Here is an 18,717-nt window from a genome sequence, read left to right as displayed (position 1 = left end):
TTAAAATACAAAAAAGAAAACCCCGAAAAAAGCTGGGAACAGCCAAATTCGGGGTTTTTGTGTTATGTTTTTGTTAATTATTTTACTGATTATCAGTTAGTTAATAATTAAGCAAGAAGCCCTAAGTATCAAAAGTTAACCACCTCATTAACAAAAATCTCCGTCTCTCCCAGTTCTCAATGAGAACTGGGAGAGACGGAGATTTTTAAGTGGAGCTGGCGAGATTCGAACTCGCGTCCAGATAGGGAAACACCGTACCGTCTACATGTTTAGTCACCTGTTAGGTTTTCGACCGCTTTTTGCTGGGTGACACACCTGAGAGCAGCTTATCTACTGATCTTAGCCTTGCTTAGTAGCATCACAAGGCGCAGCGCTGTCAAGTCGACACCTCAAATCTAACCGGACAGTGCAACGGTCAGTGAGATGTGGCCGGGGAGTATCTATCGAAACTCAACCCTTTAAGCATTATCTAAGTCCCCTAAGGGATAGATTAGGCAGCCATGGCGTAATTAGATTCGCCAAATATAGTTCGTATGAATTATTCACAGGCGTACATACTCCACCTGACATGCGAGCCCGATCCTTACACCTCCTGTCAAAACCGGTCAGCCCCATTGTTTCCAAAAGGATGACAAATATAGTGCAAATAAAGTTCTACTCCTGATTTCGTGAAAATAAATTGATACTTTTATGTCGAACTGTGAATTCCTGTATGAAGCTAAAAGATGGCGTAAATTTAATCGCTGCTGGGGTAACTAAAAACGCCAACCCTCAAAAATGGGCTGACCTAGGCTGCGGATCAGGTTTTTTCTCTAATGTCTTAGCTCAATTATTACCATCAGAAAGTTCTATTACAGGTGTTGACACTTCTTATCAAACCTTCCAAATTCTAACTGAAAGAAGCATTGATTTTTCATTCCGACAAGCGGACTTTACCCAAGATGGTTTTGAACTAGAAATTCTAGATGGTATTCTTATAGCCAATGCCCTTCACTATGTAAGAGATAAAAGGCAATTTATTGCAAATAGTCTTGATTGGTTTAGAGAAGGTGCTAGGTTCATTATCGTCGAATATGACACAAGGGATGCTAATCAGTGGGTGCCTTTTCCCTTACCTTTCGATGAATTACCCATGTACTTTGACCCAAGCCAATTCAATATAGAGAAAATCGGTGAGCGTTCATCAATTTTTGACCAGTCGAAAATTTATGCTGCAACTATAGCGAGTAAGCCCTAGAATGATCATCTTAAGCATAAAAACACTTGATCAGCATCTCTTGTTTAGGGCTATTTTTTATTTTAAGTCAATCGCTTTTGCTATCTCTTCCTTAAACCATTCGTACTCGGGAACAATAGAAACTAAAGATCCTGTATGTTTTGCAATCAAAACTCCATTCTTGATAATGAAGTGGCTCGGGGATAAAATGATATCAAAATTCTCTTCCATCTCTTTACGAGAAACACTTACTTGCAAATAGCCATAATCGCCTCTTTTACTTAGATAATTTCTTATCCTATTAGGACTGCTCATAGCTAAACCAACAAATACCACTTGATTTGAGTCCATAAACTGCTTTGTAATTTCCTTGAGATATGGCTCTTCCTCCTTGCATCCAGTACACCCAACGAACCAACCATTCAAAACAACTACCTTTTCTTTCATTTGAGCTAAAGATATTTCATCACCATCTATCGTCACAAAGTTAAAATCAGGAAACTTCTCTCCAACTTCTGGACCTTGATACCTCAAATCTCTTTTTTGTGCACAGCACTCATTTGTATTTGTGGCTAAAAAAGCCACAACTAAAAACCAACTAACTCCTAACAAACCAAAACTCTTCATTCTTATTTTTTCCAAAGAAGTTTAACAATACGTTCTCGCCTGATTAAAAAGACAACTCTTAAATTTGTTTTATCGATATTTTTCTATCTAACGATAATGCTGCGTATACTTATACAGCACATTCTCTGAATACACATTTAAAGCACCTCATATCAACTCCTATACAAGAACCATTTTAATATTTAATTTCATTCAGTCTCCTTCCAAACTGCTCAAGCTGCTCCTCATCAAAATCTAAATGTGTTACAAACCTGACCTGATCTTTTCCAAATCTTACTGCTTTGATTCCAACATTTGACAATTTCTCTAGCATAAGAGCGGGAGCTATATCTTTTAACTTCACAATTACGATATTGGTAACTACTGGGAATACTTCCCTGATCATTTCATGTCGTTCTAGCATTTTCCCTAGCTGCTTTGCTCTTCGATGATCTTCTTTGAGGCGATCTATGTGATGATCCAAAGCATATATCCCTGCAGAGGCCAAGAAACCCGCTTGCCTCATACCTCCACCAAATGCCTTCCTTACTTTTCTTGCCTTTTTGATATCCCGTTGTGAACCGATCAGTACTGAACCCACAGGACAGCCCAATCCCTTACTCAAGCAAATCGATATGGTATCAAACATCCGACCCCAGTCTTTTGGATCTTCTCCCGTTTCGACCAAGGCATTGAAAAGTCTCGCTCCATCTAGGTGGAGCTTGAGCCCGTGTTGCTTACACAAATTGTAAACTGGCTCAATCTCACTTAAGGTGTAAATACTCCCACCGCCCTTATTCATGGTATTTTCTAAGGAAACCAGTGTAGTCTCAGGAGCATGAACATCATCAGGATTGATAGCATCTAAAACATCTTCAGGCCTTAACTTCCCAAATTCCCCTCCTAGCAACTTGACAGATGCATTGGAATTGGACATAATCCCGCCGCCTTCATAGAGATAAATATGAGAATGCTCATGGCAGATTACTTCTGTCTGCAAACCCGTATGCAACCTGATCGCTATCTGATTGGTCATGGTGCCTGACGGGCAAAACAAACCCGCCTCCATACCAAACATAGCCGCTAGTTTTTCTTCTAGCGCGTTGACAGTAGGGTCTTCCCCAAAAACATCATCCCCCACCCGAGCTGACCACATCGCCTCAAGCATGCCTGAAGTGGGTTTGGTCAATGTGTCACTTCTAAGGTCTATTATCATTTGTTCTATTTAAAGGATATGCAGTAGAAATATGGGAAAAACTGAAATATACTGCGGGAAATATAGTAGAAATACACTTTGTGAAATATGCCCTTGCCTGTAGCAAGCAGGTTCGGCGAAATATAAAAGACCACATATTTTCATTCTCACATCATGAAAGTCCTTTGCTTTATTTCAATTGTATTTCTACCATATCTCTGCCATATTTCCATCGTATTTCAATTATATTTTATCTCACATCAAAATACTTGAATTTTGTACTCTCCTCCGGAATCAGCCCCTTAATCGCTTCCGAAGCTTCGATTGGTCTATCAGTGGCTAAGATATCAACTCCATTTTTCACAAATTCTGCGTAGATATGATCTCCTCTTGAGATAGCACTTCGATCCAAATTACCCAAAACCCCAAGAATGGTAAAAACACCTCGCTCATGCAAAGTCTCGTTAAATGCTTTTGGCCTTTCTGATGTACCCGTAAAGGCAATCCAACGGTCTACAGGAATCCCTGAATTCTCAAATCGTTCTAACTCTTCCTTGTTTCGGATCGTGACCGAAAGCATCAAGTCTGCATGAAGTGCATGAACCTTTTTGGCTGCCTCCACGCTGTAAGTAATCACCGCAGCATATGGCTCAGCTTGGTGGCTCTTTATGGCATTCACAACAAATTCAAAAGGGACCTCACGCTTGATATCAACAGTGAAAAGCACCTTCCCTTTTCCCCAAGCCAAAACTTCATCAAGTGTTGGAATAATGAAATCAGTAAGATTACCATCATTGTCCTTCAGCCTAAGATTTCTGATTTCTTCAAAAGTCATATCAATCACCTTTCCTGATCCATTTGTCGTCCTGTCCACGGTATTGTCATGCATCAAGACCATCACAGAGTCTTTGGTTAATGCAACATCAAACTCAATGATAGCAGGGGTGTGACTGATTACATTTTCAAAAGTCTCGATGGCATTCTCTGGAAAACCTGGATAAGGACCTCCCCTGTGAGCAGATACCATAGGAATCCTATCTGCTGTCCAGGAGTAAAAGAGCTTCGCTTCCTCAAAATTTCCGAGCTCAATATAAAACCTACTCTGCGTTTCTGCATGATTTTCACTTGTACCAGATTGTCCTGTACAAGCACTTAGTAAAAAGCCTATTACAGCCGCCTTTATCAGATTCATTCTAAACCTATTCTTCATTTTTATCTTTCTTGAACCAAAAACTACTGGCTCTTGCTTGAAATAACGCTTCCATATCCTTCAACTCAAGATTCAATGCTTGGGTAGATATAAGGATTTCCACCAAAGAAATCCCTAAGGAAATCAAAAGTGCTAACATGCTACCAATAAACACATAATTGGCTGCGGGTTGAGCTGCTATAAAGATCAGGTACATACATATCACACATAGCAAAAAACTCAACACCCCACAAAGCTGCATGTACTTGATCATACTCAAGCGCCTTTTGAGGTTGTGAATTTGCTCAATGATGATCTTTTCATCAGGGTTTTCGAGGTATTTTTTGTGAAGCCCCCGAATCAGACTAGCAACGGCCAAAAATCGATTTGTAAATGCCAACATCATCAACGTAATGGCTGAAAACAATAGAGCAGGTGTAGAAAGTTGAAGTTCCATCTGGATTAGATATTTGAATGTACAAGTTGGGGAATTTGAAGTAAAAAAGAAAACCGAAGGGGAGGCCTTCGGTTTTACTTTTCAAATGAGATTGTATTTTTTTACTCAATTGTTGCCAAGTTGATGAATTTTTCATCTTTGATCACTACAGCAGCATCTAAAAACACTAATTTTTCGCCTGAGACACCTGCAAATGAACCTATCTCGTAATAATCTATTGGTTCATTTTGTGCATACCATTTCATTTCTTTCAAATCAAACTTAAACACTGTTGAATACTCTCTAAAACGGTCATTATTTTCATTATCGTTTATTGCAAATGCTAAATATAAATAACTTTCATCAACAACTATTTCACTAACCTTAGCTGATATTTGACGGACTTCCACAGGTATTTCATTTGGTAAAAATTTATTTGGTATATAGATCAAATCCATTTCCATATAATCAAGACTTGGAATTGGAATAGACTGAAAGTTATTCCAATCTGATTCCAGATCATAAACCCTAACTATTTTTTCAAATGGAAAACATATATACATTTTATCACCATAAAAATTGAATGAATAGTAATTGTCGGGGACAAAATACCCTTCGGGATTTGTCAATTGCTTTGGATAATCTATTATCCTCTTCTCTAAAGTACCTGCAGAATCAAACACACCAATAAACTTCCCCGAATTCTTGTAATAATTTGGATCTAACATGGGAGTGCCTGCAGGGCTAAGTTCTACGTAAAACTTACCTTTGTACACTTTAAACTTCCCACCTAAAACACGAATTGATGTCTCTGAATCAAGACTTAGAGGTATTTCTTTTACAAGCTTTTTTTCAAAATAGTTATATACATAAATTTTGTTTTGCCTTGCCTCGAGCATGTAGATACTTGATAAATCCTCTGCATCAATTGAAGAAATCCAAAGAGATCTCTTTGGATTTCTTTTTGGATCAAGATAATCAAGCTGTTGTCCAGTAAATATATTATATATAGATAAACCGGAAAACCCACTATACGCAACAATTACTGAATCAGAGACTAGACTGATTTTATCTGGCTTTTGAAAGAAGCCTAATTCTTCTTTCAATTCGGCAGAATTTTGAATAATTAAATTAAAATCTAAATAATCTACATTAACTTGGTTACCATGATTACAAGCCCAAGTAAGTATAGAAGTTAAAACTAAATAGAAAATACAGCGCTGTACCATTTTTAATTATTTTTTACTTATACATCACAAATCTGCATCCCCCCGCTAGATCCGCACCCCCACATAATACAATTCCCACAATCATAAACATCACAACCATGACTGTTTCCAACCCAGGGGGCAATCAGTTGTGGTTTGAGCATTAATCCGAACTGGAGATAATAGGGAAAAACCTAATAGAAAAAGGGTTAACCCAAGACTATAAAACAAATTTTTCATAATTAAATAAATTTAGACCCATTGCAAAACGCGGGTAGGATCGTGAAACCCAATCAAAATAATACCGGTAAAAATGATCTGAACAATTATAGAAAAAAACAATAGTTGTCAAGCTTTTCCTTAGTTTAATTTCAACCTATTTAAAATCAATTTCTTAACAATAAAAAAACCTGACTTTTCAGTCAGGTTTTTTTTTAGAATAAGTATAAGTAATTAAGCAACTGGGCCTAAAACTACGAGCTTTTCCAAGGTTGGGCTTTCGCTTCCTCCTTTAGGCTCTATAGTGATAGCAAAGGCTCCTGCTGCTGCTACGGCTTGCATCTGTTGCAGGCTAAATTTCTGTCCTGCATTCACCAGACCTATTCCTACCGGCCCATCGTCTCCGATCGCCCACAGCTGATAGTCTGAGTTCTCATCCAGTTCATTCAATGTATTGACAGAGATGAAAACACTTTCTGCATTTTGATCCCACCATACATCTACCTGCGCGTCCTTTTGCATCTCAAACCCATCGCCTTTCATAGGCACACGCTGGAAGTTTCCAGCTAACAAAGTTTCCAATTGCCCATCCACTTGTTCGTAATTCACTTTGTACTGATCCAGTTCTTGTGCTAGCACTGCTCTTTCTTCTACCAATGCCATAAGACGCTGATCTGTATCAAAATACCTATTTGCAAAATAAATAGCTATAATACTAGCCATTACTGCTACGATAGACGCTGCCGCTGCGTAAGTTTTCCAAGGAGCTATTTTCACTGATTTGGCCTCAGTGATTTCTTCTTTTCGCTCTAAAACTAATGACTTCGGAAGTATTGAATCAGAATTCACTTCTTCTTCCCAAGACTGCATGACGCGATCTTTCATGCCTGCTGATAAGGCAGGACCAGAAATGCTATCGAAGGCAAAAAGCGCATCTTCCAACTGCTCCAGTTCCTGTTTGATTTCAGGGTATGTCGCTGCCAGCTTGACCACTTCTTCCTGCTCCCGCTCACTCAACTCTCCCAAAAGGTAGAGTTCGAGTTTTCCTGACGATATGTACGCTCTAATATCCACTAAATTTTCTCTAAGTTCTTTTTTAACACATTTACAGCTGCTCGAATACGTGACTTCACTGTTCCTAAGGGTATTTCAAACTCTTCCGAGATCTCAGAATGAGAATATCCTTTGAAATAAATACATTCAATCACAAACCTTTGCTCCTCGTTGAGTGCTGTCAAGAGCTCTTTGACACCAATCCCATCCACAAGTTCTAAGGTACCCGATTCGCTTTCAATACCATATACGTAGTCTTCTATGGTATTGGTCTTACTGCTGTTAGAGAATTCTTTAGACCTGGTTTTGTCTATGGCAGAGTTTCTACAAATATTTGCCATCCAAGTATAAAGCCTTCCCTTTGTCTCATCATAGCCGTCGATTTTTCTAGTGATCTTGATAAAAGCATCATGGAAAACTTCCTCTGCTATATCCCGATCTACAATAATCCTAGAAATCACGGCGAAAAGGGCTCTGGAATACTTTTCATATAAGTACTCCACGGTCTTTCGATCCTGCGCCCTCAGTCCTGCTACTAACTGTTCTTCTTCCAAAAGGTGATTTTTAAGGGGTTTGACATTCTTTAAAAAAGAAAGCACAAGACATACATGATGCCTTGCGCCTATAATATTAAGATTAATTATGCTGAATTACAAATGTATAACCTCATCGTATGCAGCTGCCGCTGCCTCCATGACTGCCTCTGACATAGTTGGGTGAGGGTGTACGGTTTTGATTAGATCCATTCCCGTAGTTTCCAATTTCCTCACTGCAACGATTTCAGCAATCATTTCTGTGACATTGGCACCTATCATGTGTGCTCCCAAAAGCTCTCCATATTTGGCATCAAAAATTAATTTCACAAAGCCATCTTTTGCACCAGCAGCTGACGCTTTACCTGATGCCGAAAACGGAAATTTACCCACCTTCAATTCATAACCAGCCTCCTTGGCTTGTGCTTCTGTATAACCAACTGAAGAAATCTCTGGAATACAGTAAGTACAACCTGGAATGTTATTATAATCCAAAGGCTCTGGGTGATGACCCGCAAATTTCTCTACACATATAATCCCCTCAGCAGAAGCTACGTGTGCCAATGCTGGACCAGGCACCACATCCCCTATGGCATAATAACCTGGCATATTGGTCTTGTAGTACTCATCTACTTTGATTTTGCCTTTTTCTACTAGAATCCCAACATCTTCCAATCCTATGTTCTCTACATTGGATACCACCCCTACAGCAGAGAGTACTACATCACACTCGATAGTTGATTCTGCACCCTTTTTATCCTTCACAGTTACTTTACAGCCATCACCTTTGGTATCTACTGAAGTCACTTCCGTGCTAGTCATGATTTTCAGACCCGCCTTTTTGTATATTTTCTCCAAAGTCTTAGATACTTCTTCATCTTCATTTGGCACGATTCTATCCATGAACTCAACGATGGTCACATCTACACCAATCGCACTATACACATATGCGAATTCTACCCCTATAGCTCCAGATCCCACTACTACCATTTTTGCTGGCTTCTTTTCCAAAGTCATTGCTTTTCTGTAACCAATGATTTTCTCATTATCAATCTTCAACGCTGGCAATTCCCTCGCTCTACCTCCAGTAGCTATGATGATATGATCTGCAGCATAGACAGTTTTCTTACCATCTTTATCTTCCACTTCCACTTTTTTACCAGGCTGTACCTTGCCCCATCCTAGCAATTGGTCAATCTTGTTTTTCTTAAGCAAAAACTGGATACCTTTCGACATCCCGCCAGCTACATCTCTACTTCTTTTTACCATAGCTTCGAAATCCATCTCTGCATCAGAAACTTTGATTCCGTAATCTTTGGCATGATTGATATATTCAAAAACTTGTGCACTTTTGATCAATGCTTTGGTAGGTATACAACCCCAGTTCAAACAAATACCACCCAATTCTGCAGCTTCTACCACTGCTGTTTTCAAACCCAATTGAGACGCACGGATTGCCGCCACATACCCCCCTGGGCCAGAACCCACTACTATTACATCATATTTCGTTGAAGACATATTTCTTTGATTTAATTTTCATTTAAGCTACGCAAAAATAAGGCTTTTGGGGAGAGAAAAAAATTATGCAACAAGCAATTAGATCGGATCTCGCTAAGGATCGCTAAGGTGCAAAGGAGGCTAAGAATAATTTTTAAAAACCGAAAACTTTTTTTTAACCAATTACCTTTCAAAATCATCCTTCAGTCCATTAACAACTCTGTGCAACCCATTTTTCAGCAAAACAGTCTTGAAGTTTATAATTAGACCTAACTTAAGTTCAGAAAACTTCAAATATGTCAATAACTGAGAAAAATGGACATTGGACACTTCTTCAACACACTTCAACTCAACGATCACTTTGTTTTCCACCAAAATATCAACCCTGTACGCTTTTTCAATAGGCATTCCTTCCCATTCAATCGGTAATAAAACCTGACACTTCACATCAAAACCTTCTTTTTGAAGCTCATAAGCCAAAATCTTCTCGTAAGCACTTTCAAGCAATCCAGGACCAAGCTTCCTATGGATAAAAATGGCTTTACCAATCACAACTCTTGAAATTTGATTCTCTGTCATAAAAATTTAGTCTTAAAAATCAATTTACTTTTAAGGTAATGAAAATAGTCATACTAAGTAATTATCACAAAAAAATCTTTCCCAAATTTGAAAATTCCTTTTGCGTCTCTTAGCTTCTTTGCAATCTTTGCGAGCTAACTTCCATACCCAATATATTTTTTCTTAATTTTAAGCCTTCATTTTAACATTAAATTTCAAACCATGGGATTACTAAGTGGGAAAACGGCTCTGATCACGGGAGCATCTAAAGGAATAGGAAGAGCAATCGCAATCAAATATGCACAAGAAGGTGCAAACGTAGCATTCACCTACCTTTCTAGCGTAGAGAAAGGCCAAGCATTGGAAAATGAACTGGCAGCATATGGAATCAAGGCAAAAGGATATCGTTCTGACGCATCACAATTTGCTGCCGCAGAAGAATTGGTAAACGCTGTAGTTTCTGAATTTGGAGGACTTGATATCTTAATAAACAATGCTGGAATCACCCGTGACAACTTACTCATGAGAATGACTGAAGAAGCTTGGGATGAGGTCATCAATGTAAACCTTAAATCTTGCTTCAACACTGTAAAAGCAGCCACTCGAACCATGATGAAAGCTAAGGCTGGAGCCATCATCAACATCACCTCTGTAGTAGGTATCAAAGGTAATGCTGGTCAAGCAAACTATGCTGCTTCCAAATCGGGGATAGTAGGTTTTACTAAATCAGTTGCTTTAGAATTAGGTTCTAGAAATATCAGATGCAATGCCGTAGCTCCTGGGTTTATTGAAACAGAAATGACTGCTGTCCTGGATGAAAAAACTGTTCAAGGCTGGAGAGATGCAATCCCCATGAAGCGAGGTGGACAGCCTGATGAGGTAGCCAATGCTTGTGTATTCTTAGGCTCAGATATGAGTTCATACATTTCGGGTCAGGTGCTTCAAGTAGACGGCGCCATGTTGACTTAATTATTGTACTAAGTACAATGTAAAATAGACAGCCTCATCAAAATATTTTGATGAGGCTTTTTTTTTGTGAAATGTAACTTACCCTTACCTCATATCCCACTCTATCAACAAGCATTTTTTTCTTTAAATATAATGCTTACTCATTACTACAAATATCCCGCATGGTTCTTGTTCTTTTTTTATGTATGAAAACCAGACCATTGACAATACTATTTGTTTGCTGCACATTACTCTTCTCATGTAATGGCATCAAAATCGATAAGCTTCTAGGAACTTCTAGCCCTTACAAAGACTATGAATCTAGCCTTAGAAATGCTGGAATGGAAAACTATGCCATAGCAAAAGATTGGCTGGAAGCAGGGGAATCAGCGTTGCGTGCACCTTATAGCATAACCTTACCCTATCAAGAAGTTACCAGATTTGATCAATCCAAACCTCAAGCTGTCTTCTTATCTTATGAGGTAAATGAAGGTCAAGAAATTGAAATCCTTTTGGATCACATTTCTCAAGATAGCAGTAAGATTTTCATTGATGTTTTTGAGAAAAACAGTGAATCCTGGAAAAACATACATTTTGCAAAAGAAGATCATTCACTTACCTATCAGGTTTCAAAAACAAGCACACATGCAATAAGGGTACAGCCAGAACTCTTCCGAGGTGGAATTGTCCAAATTCGAATTCGCTACAACGCTTCACTAGCTTTTCCAATAGAAGGAAAAACTCATAAATCAATTGGTAGCTTCTTTGGAGTAGATAGAGATGGCGGTTCAAGAAGGCATGAAGGTATAGATGTATTTGCCCCCAAAGGAACTCCAGTGCTTGCTGTCACCGAAGGCCGTGTCTCCCGTGTGGGCACGAATAGATTAGGAGGCAAAACTGTAAGTTTGAGTTCTGGCCCCTATTCCTTTTACTATGCACATCTTGATAGTCAGCTTGTTAATGTAGGAAAAAAAGTCATCGCAGGGGACACTTTGGGATTGGTGGGAAACACAGGAAACGCCATCACCACTCCACCACATCTTCACTTTGGCATCTACAGGTCTGGAAGAGGAGCTGTAGATCCCTTTCATTTTTTGGCTACTGCTGCTGACTTCAATTCAGCAAACTTTGCTGATAGTAGCAAGCTGGGTGCGATTAACAAAATCATTGTCGAAAAAGCCAATCTCAGACAAGAGCCAAGCACCCAATCCAATAGAATTAGGCAACTGCCCCGCAACACCATAATTAATATTCAAGCAGCTGTAGCTGGATGGTATAGGATCATGCTCCCAAACGGTGAAACTGGTTTCATTTATCAAAATCTTGTTTCCAACAACCTAACTCCTATTTCTAAGATTGACCTCAATGAAGATGTTTTGATACAAGCCGTTTATGAGGATTCACGCCCCTTCAAGGCTAATTTATTGAATGATGATGCAAGTATCATCGGTGAATTTGATAATCGAAAAATGATACAAACTGGTTCGGGGGATATGTTTTGGATCGTAAACTGATAAGGTATTTCTCATTTCTTTAATGCAAATAATGAATAATTATTTTGGAATTCACAACCAAACACCGACTAAATAAGTATATTGTTATGATATCAATTTAATATCATAACAATATGGAAAAAATAACAAAACCTCTTTCAGGCTATCTTATGATTTTGGTAGCTTTAGCGTTGATTGCTATCGGTGTATTTGCTGTAGTTAGTAAAATAGTAATCCTTGCGATTGTATCAATCATTTTATTCATTGGTATTGTACCTGGTTTTTTTACACTCCAACCAAATAAGGCCATGGTATTGGTGCTATTTGGAGCTTACAAAGGAACAGTGAAAGCCAATGGATTCTTCTGGGTAAATCCTTTTATGACGAAAGAAAAAATCTCATTACGTGTCAGAAATTTTGAAAACAAGCCACTCAAGGTTAATGACAAAATAGGCAATCCAGTTATGGTAGGGACGATTGTAGTTTGGCAAGTGGAAAATACTTTCAAAGCAACTTTTGATGTAAACGACTATGAAAACTTTGTACACTTACAGACTGATGCAGCAGTAAGAAAAATGGCTGGAAAGTACCCTTATGATGATTTTGAAGCAGAAAATGCTGAAATCACACTTCGCTCTGGGGTAGAAGAAGTCAATCATTCTTTGGAAGAAGAAATAGCAGAAAGACTAAATCACGCTGGCATCAGAGTGATCGAAGCAAGGATTTCTCACTTGGCATATGCTTCCGAAATAGCTTCTGCAATGCTTCAACGTCAGCAAGCCACTGCAATCGTAGCAGCAAGGAGAAAAATCGTAGACGGTGCAGTGGGTATGGTGGAGATGGCTCTAGAAGATTTGAAAATCAAAGGTATCATAGAGTTCGAAGAAGATAGAAAAGCAGCAATGGTCAGCAATTTGATGGTGGTATTGTGCTCAGACCGCTCTGCAAGTCCAGTGCTGAACGTCGGAACCCTAAATCAGTAAAGCTTTGGCAATCAAAAAAGGCTATGAAATATCGGATAGCTTCACCATATGGTTAATCATTTTGAAAAAGTAACCAATTAAGGCTCAAGTGAAAATAAATACCTTGAAGGAAAATAACTGTAATGGCTAAAAAACCCTTTGCCCTAAGATTAGATGAAAAGATGATGCAGGCTGTGGAAAAATGGGCAGAAGACGAATTCCGCAGTACCAATGGCCAAATAGAATGGATCATTTATGAGGCTTTAAAAAAAGCTAGAAGGATTGAAAAAAACAAAGGTCAAGACTTGAGGTCTTGACCTTTTGATCAGTCTATATTTTCTGGATTGTATAATAATCTTTTGTTTTCAAAATCATACAATGTAATGGCTCTCATCTCATAATATGCATACCAATAATCTCTCAATGATTGGATGTAAGCTCTTCTGTTACTATCCTTTTCTTGCTGAGCAATATTCAGGTCTGTGATTGTTACACCTCCAGTTTGATATCTTCCAAGAGATATTTCATACCTTTTCTCTGCCACTAAATCCGATACTTTGGTAACTTCCATCCTGTCTTTCAACATTTCGAAGTTTTTCACCTTAGTATAAATTAGCTGCTCGAAATCAATCATTTCTTGATCTACTTCATATTCAATCAGCTTCTTAGCTGCTTTGGCTTGCCCCATTCTAGCTTTATTTCTTCCCCAATCTAGTACTGGAATATAAAACCCAAGATTGACCAAAGTTTGCCTGTTTGGATCAGTGTAAAGATCTCTCCAATCAAGGCCTGCATTGTTAAGTCCATATGAAGCATTGATAGTCATATCAAATCTTTGGCCTCTGGCACGAGCAATTTCTGCATCTCCTTCGATTCTTTTTCTTTCAAACCCCAAAGCTGCGGCCCTATTTTGATAGGCTCTTTGTAAAGCCTCATCTACAGGCACTGTAAAATCTGGAATATCTTGAGGTACTACCAAAATAAGGTCAGTGGCTTCATTCAGACCCACAAAAGATTTCAAGCGAAGAGACCTCTCCTCCATATCAAGCCTAGCTTGTGCCAACTGTTGCTTGGCCTGCAGTACTTGCAGCTCTACCTGAAGCAACTTATCCTCATAAGTCATCCCAATATTATACCTTCCTTGCTCTATCTTGAAGATATCTTCTGTGTTTTTTAGGTTCAAAGTAGATATTTCTAAGTTCACTTGTGCCTCTAGGTAGTCGAAAAACAGATTCGTCACAGTCCTGCTTATCCCTTCCATAGCCTCGACAAATTCCCTTTTACTTTCTTCATACCTCAATGGCTCAATTTTTTTATCCCATTTTAAGCGATTGAAATTAAAGATCGGCTGACTTACCCTCACATTGACGGGCACTCCCGTCCATTGAGTCCTCGGAAGACCTGCGGGAGCCAAAAAATTATCAAACCTATTGGTGGATGAATTGACGGATATCACTCCACCAGTAGCAGCAATTTCCTGCTGAACGCCAAGTTCTACATCCATCAAGTTTTGCCTGATCTGACGGGGAACGAAAGTCCCATCAGGTTGCTCCACATTATTGAATGCTTGTGTGAATCCTGGGATAGTTCCGCCTAGTCTCAACTGGGGATTGTAATTAGACCTGAAAAGTCTATACTGCCAGTACCTATTTTCACGCTGAGTCTCCACTCGAAGTGCTGCTGGAGATTGTGCTTTGGCTCTATCCACAACTTGTACTAGTGAGTACTCTACGCGCTGCTGAGCCATGCTCATGTGATCAGTAAGACAAAATCCTACTATAAAAAGACAAAGTGATAATTTTCTATTCATATCGTAAAGATGTTATTGGATCCTGACTGGCAGCTTTTTGTGCTGGTGCAATTCCGAAAATCAAACCTACCGTAGCAGCGACTCCAAAAGATAAAATGATAGATGAAAAGGATACTACAGTGGGAAAATCTCCAAACACTGACACCAAATAAGCCAACACTACTCCCAAAATCACACCTATCAATCCCCCAGACACACTGATCATGACTGATTCGAAAAGGAACTGATTGACAATATCGGATTTTTTCGCACCTAACGAAAGTCTTAGGCCAATTTCTTTTATTCTTTCCATTACAGAAGCTAGCATGATATTCATGATACCTATACCCCCGACTAATAAAGAGATGCCAGCTATGGCTCCTAACACGATGTTAAATATATTTTGGGTTCGCTGCTGCTGCTTTAATAGTAGTTCTGGAATGGTAATCTCAAAATCCACAACACCATTATGACTTCTTGCCAAAAGTTTTGCAACAACCTCAGCAGTTGGTTTGAGAGACTCGCTTTCTTTCACCTGAATGACAAGCTTATCTATTTGATGATAGTTGGGATTTTTTTGATTTCCTGTCCCCCCTTCTAAATCAAAACTAGTTATCAAGTCTCTGTTTTTGAATCGGATCAGCATGCTTTGTATTGGAACATATACATCCATATTAAAATCCCTAATTCCGAGTTTAGAAATGCTTTGCTCAGAGACCAACCGCTCTTCCATAATACCAATGATTTCTAGCCATTGATTCCCACTTTTGATCCGTTTACCTATGGGATTTTCTTTGGGAAAAAATTTCCTTTGCACAGCTTTTCCAATGATGCAGACAGGGTCTCCATTTATTTGATTGGAGTTCGTAAAATGCTTCCCTTCCTCTAGTTTAAAATCTAGAACTTCAAAATAGGAAGGTTTTATTCCTACCAACTTGGCAGACCTTCGCACTCCCCCATATACCATGTGCGTTTCGAGAACAATCTCTGGACTTAGCTGCTGGATGCCCTGAATGGTCTCTGCTATAGATTCCACATCTAAGAGCCTTAGACCAGGAGAAAATCGCTTACGCTCACTATCTAGGTCACTTTGCTCGTCCACACTTTCTTCTACTTGCTCTATTATTGGAGTTACCACGATATTATTCACTCCTACAAGTTTGATCTGCTCCATAATCTCTTGCTGAGCACCATTACCGATTGCAAGCATTGCGATCACAGCTGCGACTCCAAAAATAATCCCCAAAGCTGTAAGAAATGACCTCAATCTATTGGCAATGACAGCTTCCATTGCTATAGAAAAATTGGCCAGTAATCTTTCATTTAACAGAGGCTTCTTCACGGTCTTTCCCTCCTTCGCTCACCTCTAGGCCTGCTAGACCTATCATTTCTAACTTCCTCCTTCACAACTTCTGGCTCATTTTTTTGCCTGCGCTTTCCTTCAAGTTCTGGAAGCAACTTGACGGGAGAATCCTTTGCCCAAGAAGGTGTAGAGAGGTATACCTTGTCTCCAGCCTTTATTCCTGCTGCTATGACAATGTCATTTAGATTTGAAGTCCCGAGCAAAACCTCTTGCTTACTGCCATTTTTCAAATATACAAAGTTGATACTGTCATTTTGTACATTGATCGCTTCCAATGGCACATAATTAACATCCTCTAATCGATCTACGACAATGTTATTGCTCGTAGTCATAGCTGGTCTTAAAGTATTATCACTCTCATTGACTTCTATCACCACTTCGAATACTTTAGCATCAGAATTTGGTCTTTGCTGACCAATGTTAGCAACTCTAGTTACTTTCCCCGTCAATTTCTTATCAGGAAATGCATCCAAGCCTATCTCTACCTCCTGACCCGTTTTTATTTTCCGAATATCTACTTCATTGATATAAGTCACACTCCTCATTCTGGAAAGATCTGGTAAAGTGGCTACCACGGGATTCCAAGCACTGACTTGCGAACCTGCCTTGACTTTGCCTCCACGCATTGACTGGTAGATGACCATCCCATTTTGAGGTGCTGTCACCGTGAATTTTTCCAAAACCTCCTTCATCTGCTCTAACTCTTTTTCATTTTCTCTCACTCGAGCCGATACTTCCACCATCCTAGCCCTTTCCTGTAGTCTTTTGACCCTATAGCGATCTTTGGCTTGATCCAAATCTCTTTCAGCCTTTTCCAAATTGTATTCATTCTGCTTGATGATAGCAGGCGGCTCAAATTGTGACTGCTCTACCACTAGCTTTCGCTCTTGAACACCATATTCCAAATTCGTAATATTATCACGCTCCTGTCTCAAAACAAGAGAGGTGTCAAGTTGTATTTGCTCATATTGCGCCCTACTTTGTTCAAGATCTAGACGCTTGTCTTCAATTCGCCCAAAGAGCTCAGATTTATCAAGCTCTGCAATAAAATCACCTTGTTTTACAACTGTCCCCTCATCAACCATACTTTCTATCGTCATGTTGTTTACTCTAAACCTTCTTGCCTCCACTGGCCCCAATACTTCCACGGAATTCAATGCTTCCAATTCCCCTGAGCTAGTGATTTCAACTTTGAAACTCCCCTGTTTTACCTCGGCCATGATCTCGAAAGATTCTCCAACTGAGCTTGACAAAAAACGCCAAAGAAAAACCAAAACAATCAAAGCAATACCAATACTTATATATATTTTTTTATTTTTCATTCTAAAATTTTTAGTAATTGACTATTACAAAACTAATATTTCGAAAAAACAAACATTCCCCAACGAGCATTTTATACTACCATTGACATAAAACTTAAGAATGCAACTAGAGTGATTCAATTTTTCAAATATTACTGCAAAAAAGGGTCAACCTCTATCAGATCAAAACTAAAACTCAATTCTTTGACCTTCCTCCACTCAAAACAGTTGATTATCAATAACTAATCACACAAAACAACATTAAATTTCGCAACTCAAAAAATGTGGATAGTCTCGAAATTCCCAATATCCACAAATTCTTTTCAACCATTGACACATCTTTGACTATCTTGCGAAAAATAAAAGTGAACAATATCAAAAATGTATAAATGAAGTCAATCATCAGCTTCGTCATCCGCTACATTCCTAGGAAGTACCTACAATTGGTATCCCACTTTTTTTTAAGAGTGCTAGCCATTTTTTATAAAGGCAATGCAGTCACCTGCAACGTGTGTGGAAGTCATTTTAGGAAATTCCTACCTTATGGAAGAAAAGTTAGAGAAAATGCCCTTTGTCCAAATTGCCTTGCTCTTGAGAGACACAGGTTAATGTGGCATTTTCTACAAAAAGAAACTCCATTTTTCAACAAGCCTCTCAAAGTGCTTCATATCGCGCCTGAGCTCTGCTTTATCGATAGGATGAACAAGTTACCGAATCTGGATTACATTACTGGAGACATCGAGTCGCCACTTGCAAAAGTAAAAATGGACGTTCATCAGATTCCTTTTGAAGCAAATACCTTTGATGTGGTATTCTGTAATCATGTCATGGAGCATGTAGAAGACGATATCTTAGCCTGTCAAGAAATCAATCGTGTACTCAAAGACACAGGCTGGGGAATCATCCAATCACCAGTGTATGATATCCCTTCAACGCAAGAAGACAAATTAATCACTGATCCAGCTATGCGCGAAAAACTTTTTGGGCAGAGAGATCATGTTCGCAAATATGGCAAAGATTACGCAAGCAGATTGAGCTTATCTGGACTAAAAGTGAGTGAGAATCACTTCGTAAAATCTCTAAGCAAGGAAGTTGTTTCCAAATATGCCTTACCAAAAGATGAGATAATCTTCTACTGCGAAAAAGGATAA

Annotated in this window: 18 protein-coding genes and 1 other RNA gene; 6 read left to right on the top strand and 13 right to left on the bottom strand. The window is 39.0% G+C overall.

The genetic code is table 11. The features are described from left to right. Nucleotides 1-207 precede the first annotated feature (207 nt). Nucleotides 208-613, bottom strand: a transfer-messenger RNA (tmRNA) gene (gene ssrA / locus MM214_RS11435). A 99-nt stretch (nucleotides 614-712) separates the two neighbouring features. Here ssrA and MM214_RS11430 point away from each other — a divergent pair. Then, a complete protein-coding gene (locus tag MM214_RS11430; RefSeq protein ID WP_241295547.1) occupies nucleotides 713-1,237 on the top strand; it encodes a class I SAM-dependent methyltransferase in 525 nt (174 codons plus the stop codon). Nucleotides 1,238-1,294: 57 nt separating this feature from the next. Here the strand turns inward: MM214_RS11430 and MM214_RS11425 are convergent, their stop codons facing one another. The 9 genes from MM214_RS11425 to MM214_RS11385 form a co-directional block, all read right to left on the bottom strand. After that, a complete protein-coding gene (locus tag MM214_RS11425; protein ID WP_241295545.1) occupies nucleotides 1,295-1,858 on the bottom strand; it encodes a TlpA family protein disulfide reductase in 564 nt (187 codons plus the stop codon). Nucleotides 1,859-2,018: 160 nt separating this feature from the next. Next, complete coding sequence (locus tag MM214_RS11420; RefSeq protein WP_241295543.1) at nucleotides 2,019-3,038, bottom strand: threonine aldolase family protein; 1,020 nt, start codon at nucleotides 3,036-3,038, stop codon at nucleotides 2,019-2,021. Between the two features lie 229 nt (nucleotides 3,039-3,267). After that, nucleotides 3,268-4,227 carry a glycerophosphodiester phosphodiesterase family protein gene (locus MM214_RS11415; protein WP_241295541.1) on the bottom strand — a complete coding sequence of 320 codons (960 nt, stop codon included), beginning with the start codon at nucleotides 4,225-4,227 and terminating at the stop codon, nucleotides 3,268-3,270. Further along, nucleotides 4,217-4,663 (bottom strand): DUF2721 domain-containing protein, encoded by a 447-nt coding sequence (locus tag MM214_RS11410; protein WP_241295535.1) that lies wholly within the window; start codon nucleotides 4,661-4,663, stop codon nucleotides 4,217-4,219. The genes MM214_RS11415 and MM214_RS11410 overlap by 11 nt, the downstream gene beginning before the upstream one ends. 101 nt (nucleotides 4,664-4,764) lie before the next feature. Then, on the bottom strand, nucleotides 4,765-5,748 hold the full coding sequence (locus MM214_RS11405; RefSeq protein ID WP_241295533.1) for a hypothetical protein: 984 nt from the start codon (nucleotides 5,746-5,748) through the stop codon (nucleotides 4,765-4,767). Nucleotides 5,749-6,303: 555 nt separating this feature from the next. Next, on the bottom strand, nucleotides 6,304-7,143 hold the full coding sequence (locus MM214_RS11400; protein ID WP_241295532.1) for an anti-sigma factor: 840 nt from the start codon (nucleotides 7,141-7,143) through the stop codon (nucleotides 6,304-6,306). After that, nucleotides 7,143-7,676, bottom strand: a complete 534-nt coding sequence (locus MM214_RS11395; protein ID WP_241295530.1) for an RNA polymerase sigma factor — start codon at nucleotides 7,674-7,676, stop codon at nucleotides 7,143-7,145. Before MM214_RS11395 ends, MM214_RS11400 begins: the two co-directional genes overlap by 1 nt. A 96-nt stretch (nucleotides 7,677-7,772) precedes the next feature. Continuing rightward, nucleotides 7,773-9,173 (bottom strand): dihydrolipoyl dehydrogenase, encoded by a 1,401-nt coding sequence (lpdA, locus tag MM214_RS11390; protein WP_241295528.1) that lies wholly within the window; start codon nucleotides 9,171-9,173, stop codon nucleotides 7,773-7,775. A gap of 162 nt (nucleotides 9,174-9,335) precedes the next feature. After that, nucleotides 9,336-9,731: a GxxExxY protein gene (locus MM214_RS11385; RefSeq protein ID WP_241295526.1), complete on the bottom strand. Its 396-nt coding sequence runs from the start codon at nucleotides 9,729-9,731 to the stop codon at nucleotides 9,336-9,338. Between the two features lie 201 nt (nucleotides 9,732-9,932). Between MM214_RS11385 and fabG the strand changes: the two genes are divergently transcribed. The 4 genes from fabG to MM214_RS11365 all read left to right on the top strand — a co-directional run bounded on the left by fabG (nucleotide 9,933) and on the right by MM214_RS11365 (nucleotide 13,430). Then, nucleotides 9,933-10,679, top strand: coding sequence for a 3-oxoacyl-[acyl-carrier-protein] reductase (fabG, locus tag MM214_RS11380; protein WP_241295524.1), 747 nt, complete (start codon nucleotides 9,933-9,935; stop codon nucleotides 10,677-10,679). Between the two features lie 185 nt (nucleotides 10,680-10,864). Continuing rightward, nucleotides 10,865-12,172 carry a M23 family metallopeptidase gene (locus MM214_RS11375; RefSeq protein WP_241295522.1) on the top strand — a complete coding sequence of 436 codons (1,308 nt, stop codon included), beginning with the start codon at nucleotides 10,865-10,867 and terminating at the stop codon, nucleotides 12,170-12,172. 113 nt (nucleotides 12,173-12,285) lie between these two features. Continuing rightward, on the top strand, nucleotides 12,286-13,134 hold the full coding sequence (locus tag MM214_RS11370; RefSeq protein WP_241295519.1) for an SPFH domain-containing protein: 849 nt from the start codon (nucleotides 12,286-12,288) through the stop codon (nucleotides 13,132-13,134). Nucleotides 13,135-13,256: 122 nt separating this feature from the next. Continuing rightward, entirely contained in the window at nucleotides 13,257-13,430 is a 174-nt protein-coding gene (locus MM214_RS11365; protein ID WP_241295517.1) for an Arc family DNA-binding protein, read from the top strand. A gap of 8 nt (nucleotides 13,431-13,438) precedes the next feature. Here MM214_RS11365 and MM214_RS11360 read toward each other — a convergent pair whose 3' ends face one another. Genes MM214_RS11360 through MM214_RS11350 form a run of 3 tightly spaced genes read right to left on the bottom strand, consistent with a single transcriptional unit; the run spans nucleotide 13,439 to nucleotide 17,587 of the window. After that, a complete protein-coding gene (locus MM214_RS11360) occupies nucleotides 13,439-14,923 on the bottom strand; it encodes a TolC family protein (RefSeq protein ID WP_241295515.1) in 1,485 nt (494 codons plus the stop codon). Further along, nucleotides 14,916-16,193 (bottom strand): ABC transporter permease, encoded by a 1,278-nt coding sequence (locus MM214_RS11355; RefSeq protein ID WP_241295567.1) that lies wholly within the window; start codon nucleotides 16,191-16,193, stop codon nucleotides 14,916-14,918. Before MM214_RS11355 ends, MM214_RS11360 begins: the two co-directional genes overlap by 8 nt. Before the next feature lie 47 nt (nucleotides 16,194-16,240). Continuing rightward, nucleotides 16,241-17,587 carry an efflux RND transporter periplasmic adaptor subunit gene (locus MM214_RS11350; protein WP_241295513.1) on the bottom strand — a complete coding sequence of 449 codons (1,347 nt, stop codon included), beginning with the start codon at nucleotides 17,585-17,587 and terminating at the stop codon, nucleotides 16,241-16,243. Between the two features lie 368 nt (nucleotides 17,588-17,955). Here MM214_RS11350 and MM214_RS11345 point away from each other — a divergent pair, with 368 nt between their 5' ends. Beyond that, complete coding sequence (locus MM214_RS11345) at nucleotides 17,956-18,717, top strand: class I SAM-dependent methyltransferase (protein ID WP_241295511.1); 762 nt, start codon at nucleotides 17,956-17,958, stop codon at nucleotides 18,715-18,717.

The organism is Belliella kenyensis (assembly GCF_022549675.1).
Taxonomy (GTDB): Bacteria; Bacteroidota; Bacteroidia; order Cytophagales; family Cyclobacteriaceae; genus Belliella; species Belliella kenyensis.
Note: the sequence above shows the minus strand (reverse complement) of the source record. Positions and strands in the feature narration are given on the sequence as shown.

Excerpts from the sequence above, each read along its gene's own strand:
- MM214_RS11375 (WP_241295522.1), top strand. The coding sequence starts at position 10,865 with ATGAAAACCAGACCATTGACAATACTATTTGTTTGCTGCACATTACTC.
- MM214_RS11365 (WP_241295517.1), top strand. The coding sequence starts at position 13,257 with ATGGCTAAAAAACCCTTTGCCCTAAGATTAGATGAAAAGATGATGCAG.
- MM214_RS11360 (WP_241295515.1), bottom strand. The coding sequence starts at position 14,923 with ATGAATAGAAAATTATCACTTTGTCTTTTTATAGTAGGATTTTGTCTT.
- MM214_RS11430 (WP_241295547.1), top strand. The coding sequence starts at position 713 with ATGAAGCTAAAAGATGGCGTAAATTTAATCGCTGCTGGGGTAACTAAA.
- MM214_RS11385 (WP_241295526.1), bottom strand. The coding sequence starts at position 9,731 with ATGACAGAGAATCAAATTTCAAGAGTTGTGATTGGTAAAGCCATTTTT.
- MM214_RS11410 (WP_241295535.1), bottom strand. The coding sequence starts at position 4,663 with ATGGAACTTCAACTTTCTACACCTGCTCTATTGTTTTCAGCCATTACG.
- MM214_RS11345 (WP_241295511.1), top strand. The coding sequence starts at position 17,956 with ATGAAGTCAATCATCAGCTTCGTCATCCGCTACATTCCTAGGAAGTAC.
- MM214_RS11350 (WP_241295513.1), bottom strand. The coding sequence starts at position 17,587 with ATGAAAAATAAAAAAATATATATAAGTATTGGTATTGCTTTGATTGTT.
- MM214_RS11415 (WP_241295541.1), bottom strand. The coding sequence starts at position 4,227 with ATGAAGAATAGGTTTAGAATGAATCTGATAAAGGCGGCTGTAATAGGC.
- MM214_RS11355 (WP_241295567.1), bottom strand. The coding sequence starts at position 16,193 with ATGGAAGCTGTCATTGCCAATAGATTGAGGTCATTTCTTACAGCTTTG.
- lpdA (WP_241295528.1), bottom strand. The coding sequence starts at position 9,173 with ATGTCTTCAACGAAATATGATGTAATAGTAGTGGGTTCTGGCCCAGGG.
- fabG (WP_241295524.1), top strand. The coding sequence starts at position 9,933 with ATGGGATTACTAAGTGGGAAAACGGCTCTGATCACGGGAGCATCTAAA.
- MM214_RS11420 (WP_241295543.1), bottom strand. The coding sequence starts at position 3,038 with ATGATAATAGACCTTAGAAGTGACACATTGACCAAACCCACTTCAGGC.
- MM214_RS11370 (WP_241295519.1), top strand. The coding sequence starts at position 12,286 with ATGGAAAAAATAACAAAACCTCTTTCAGGCTATCTTATGATTTTGGTA.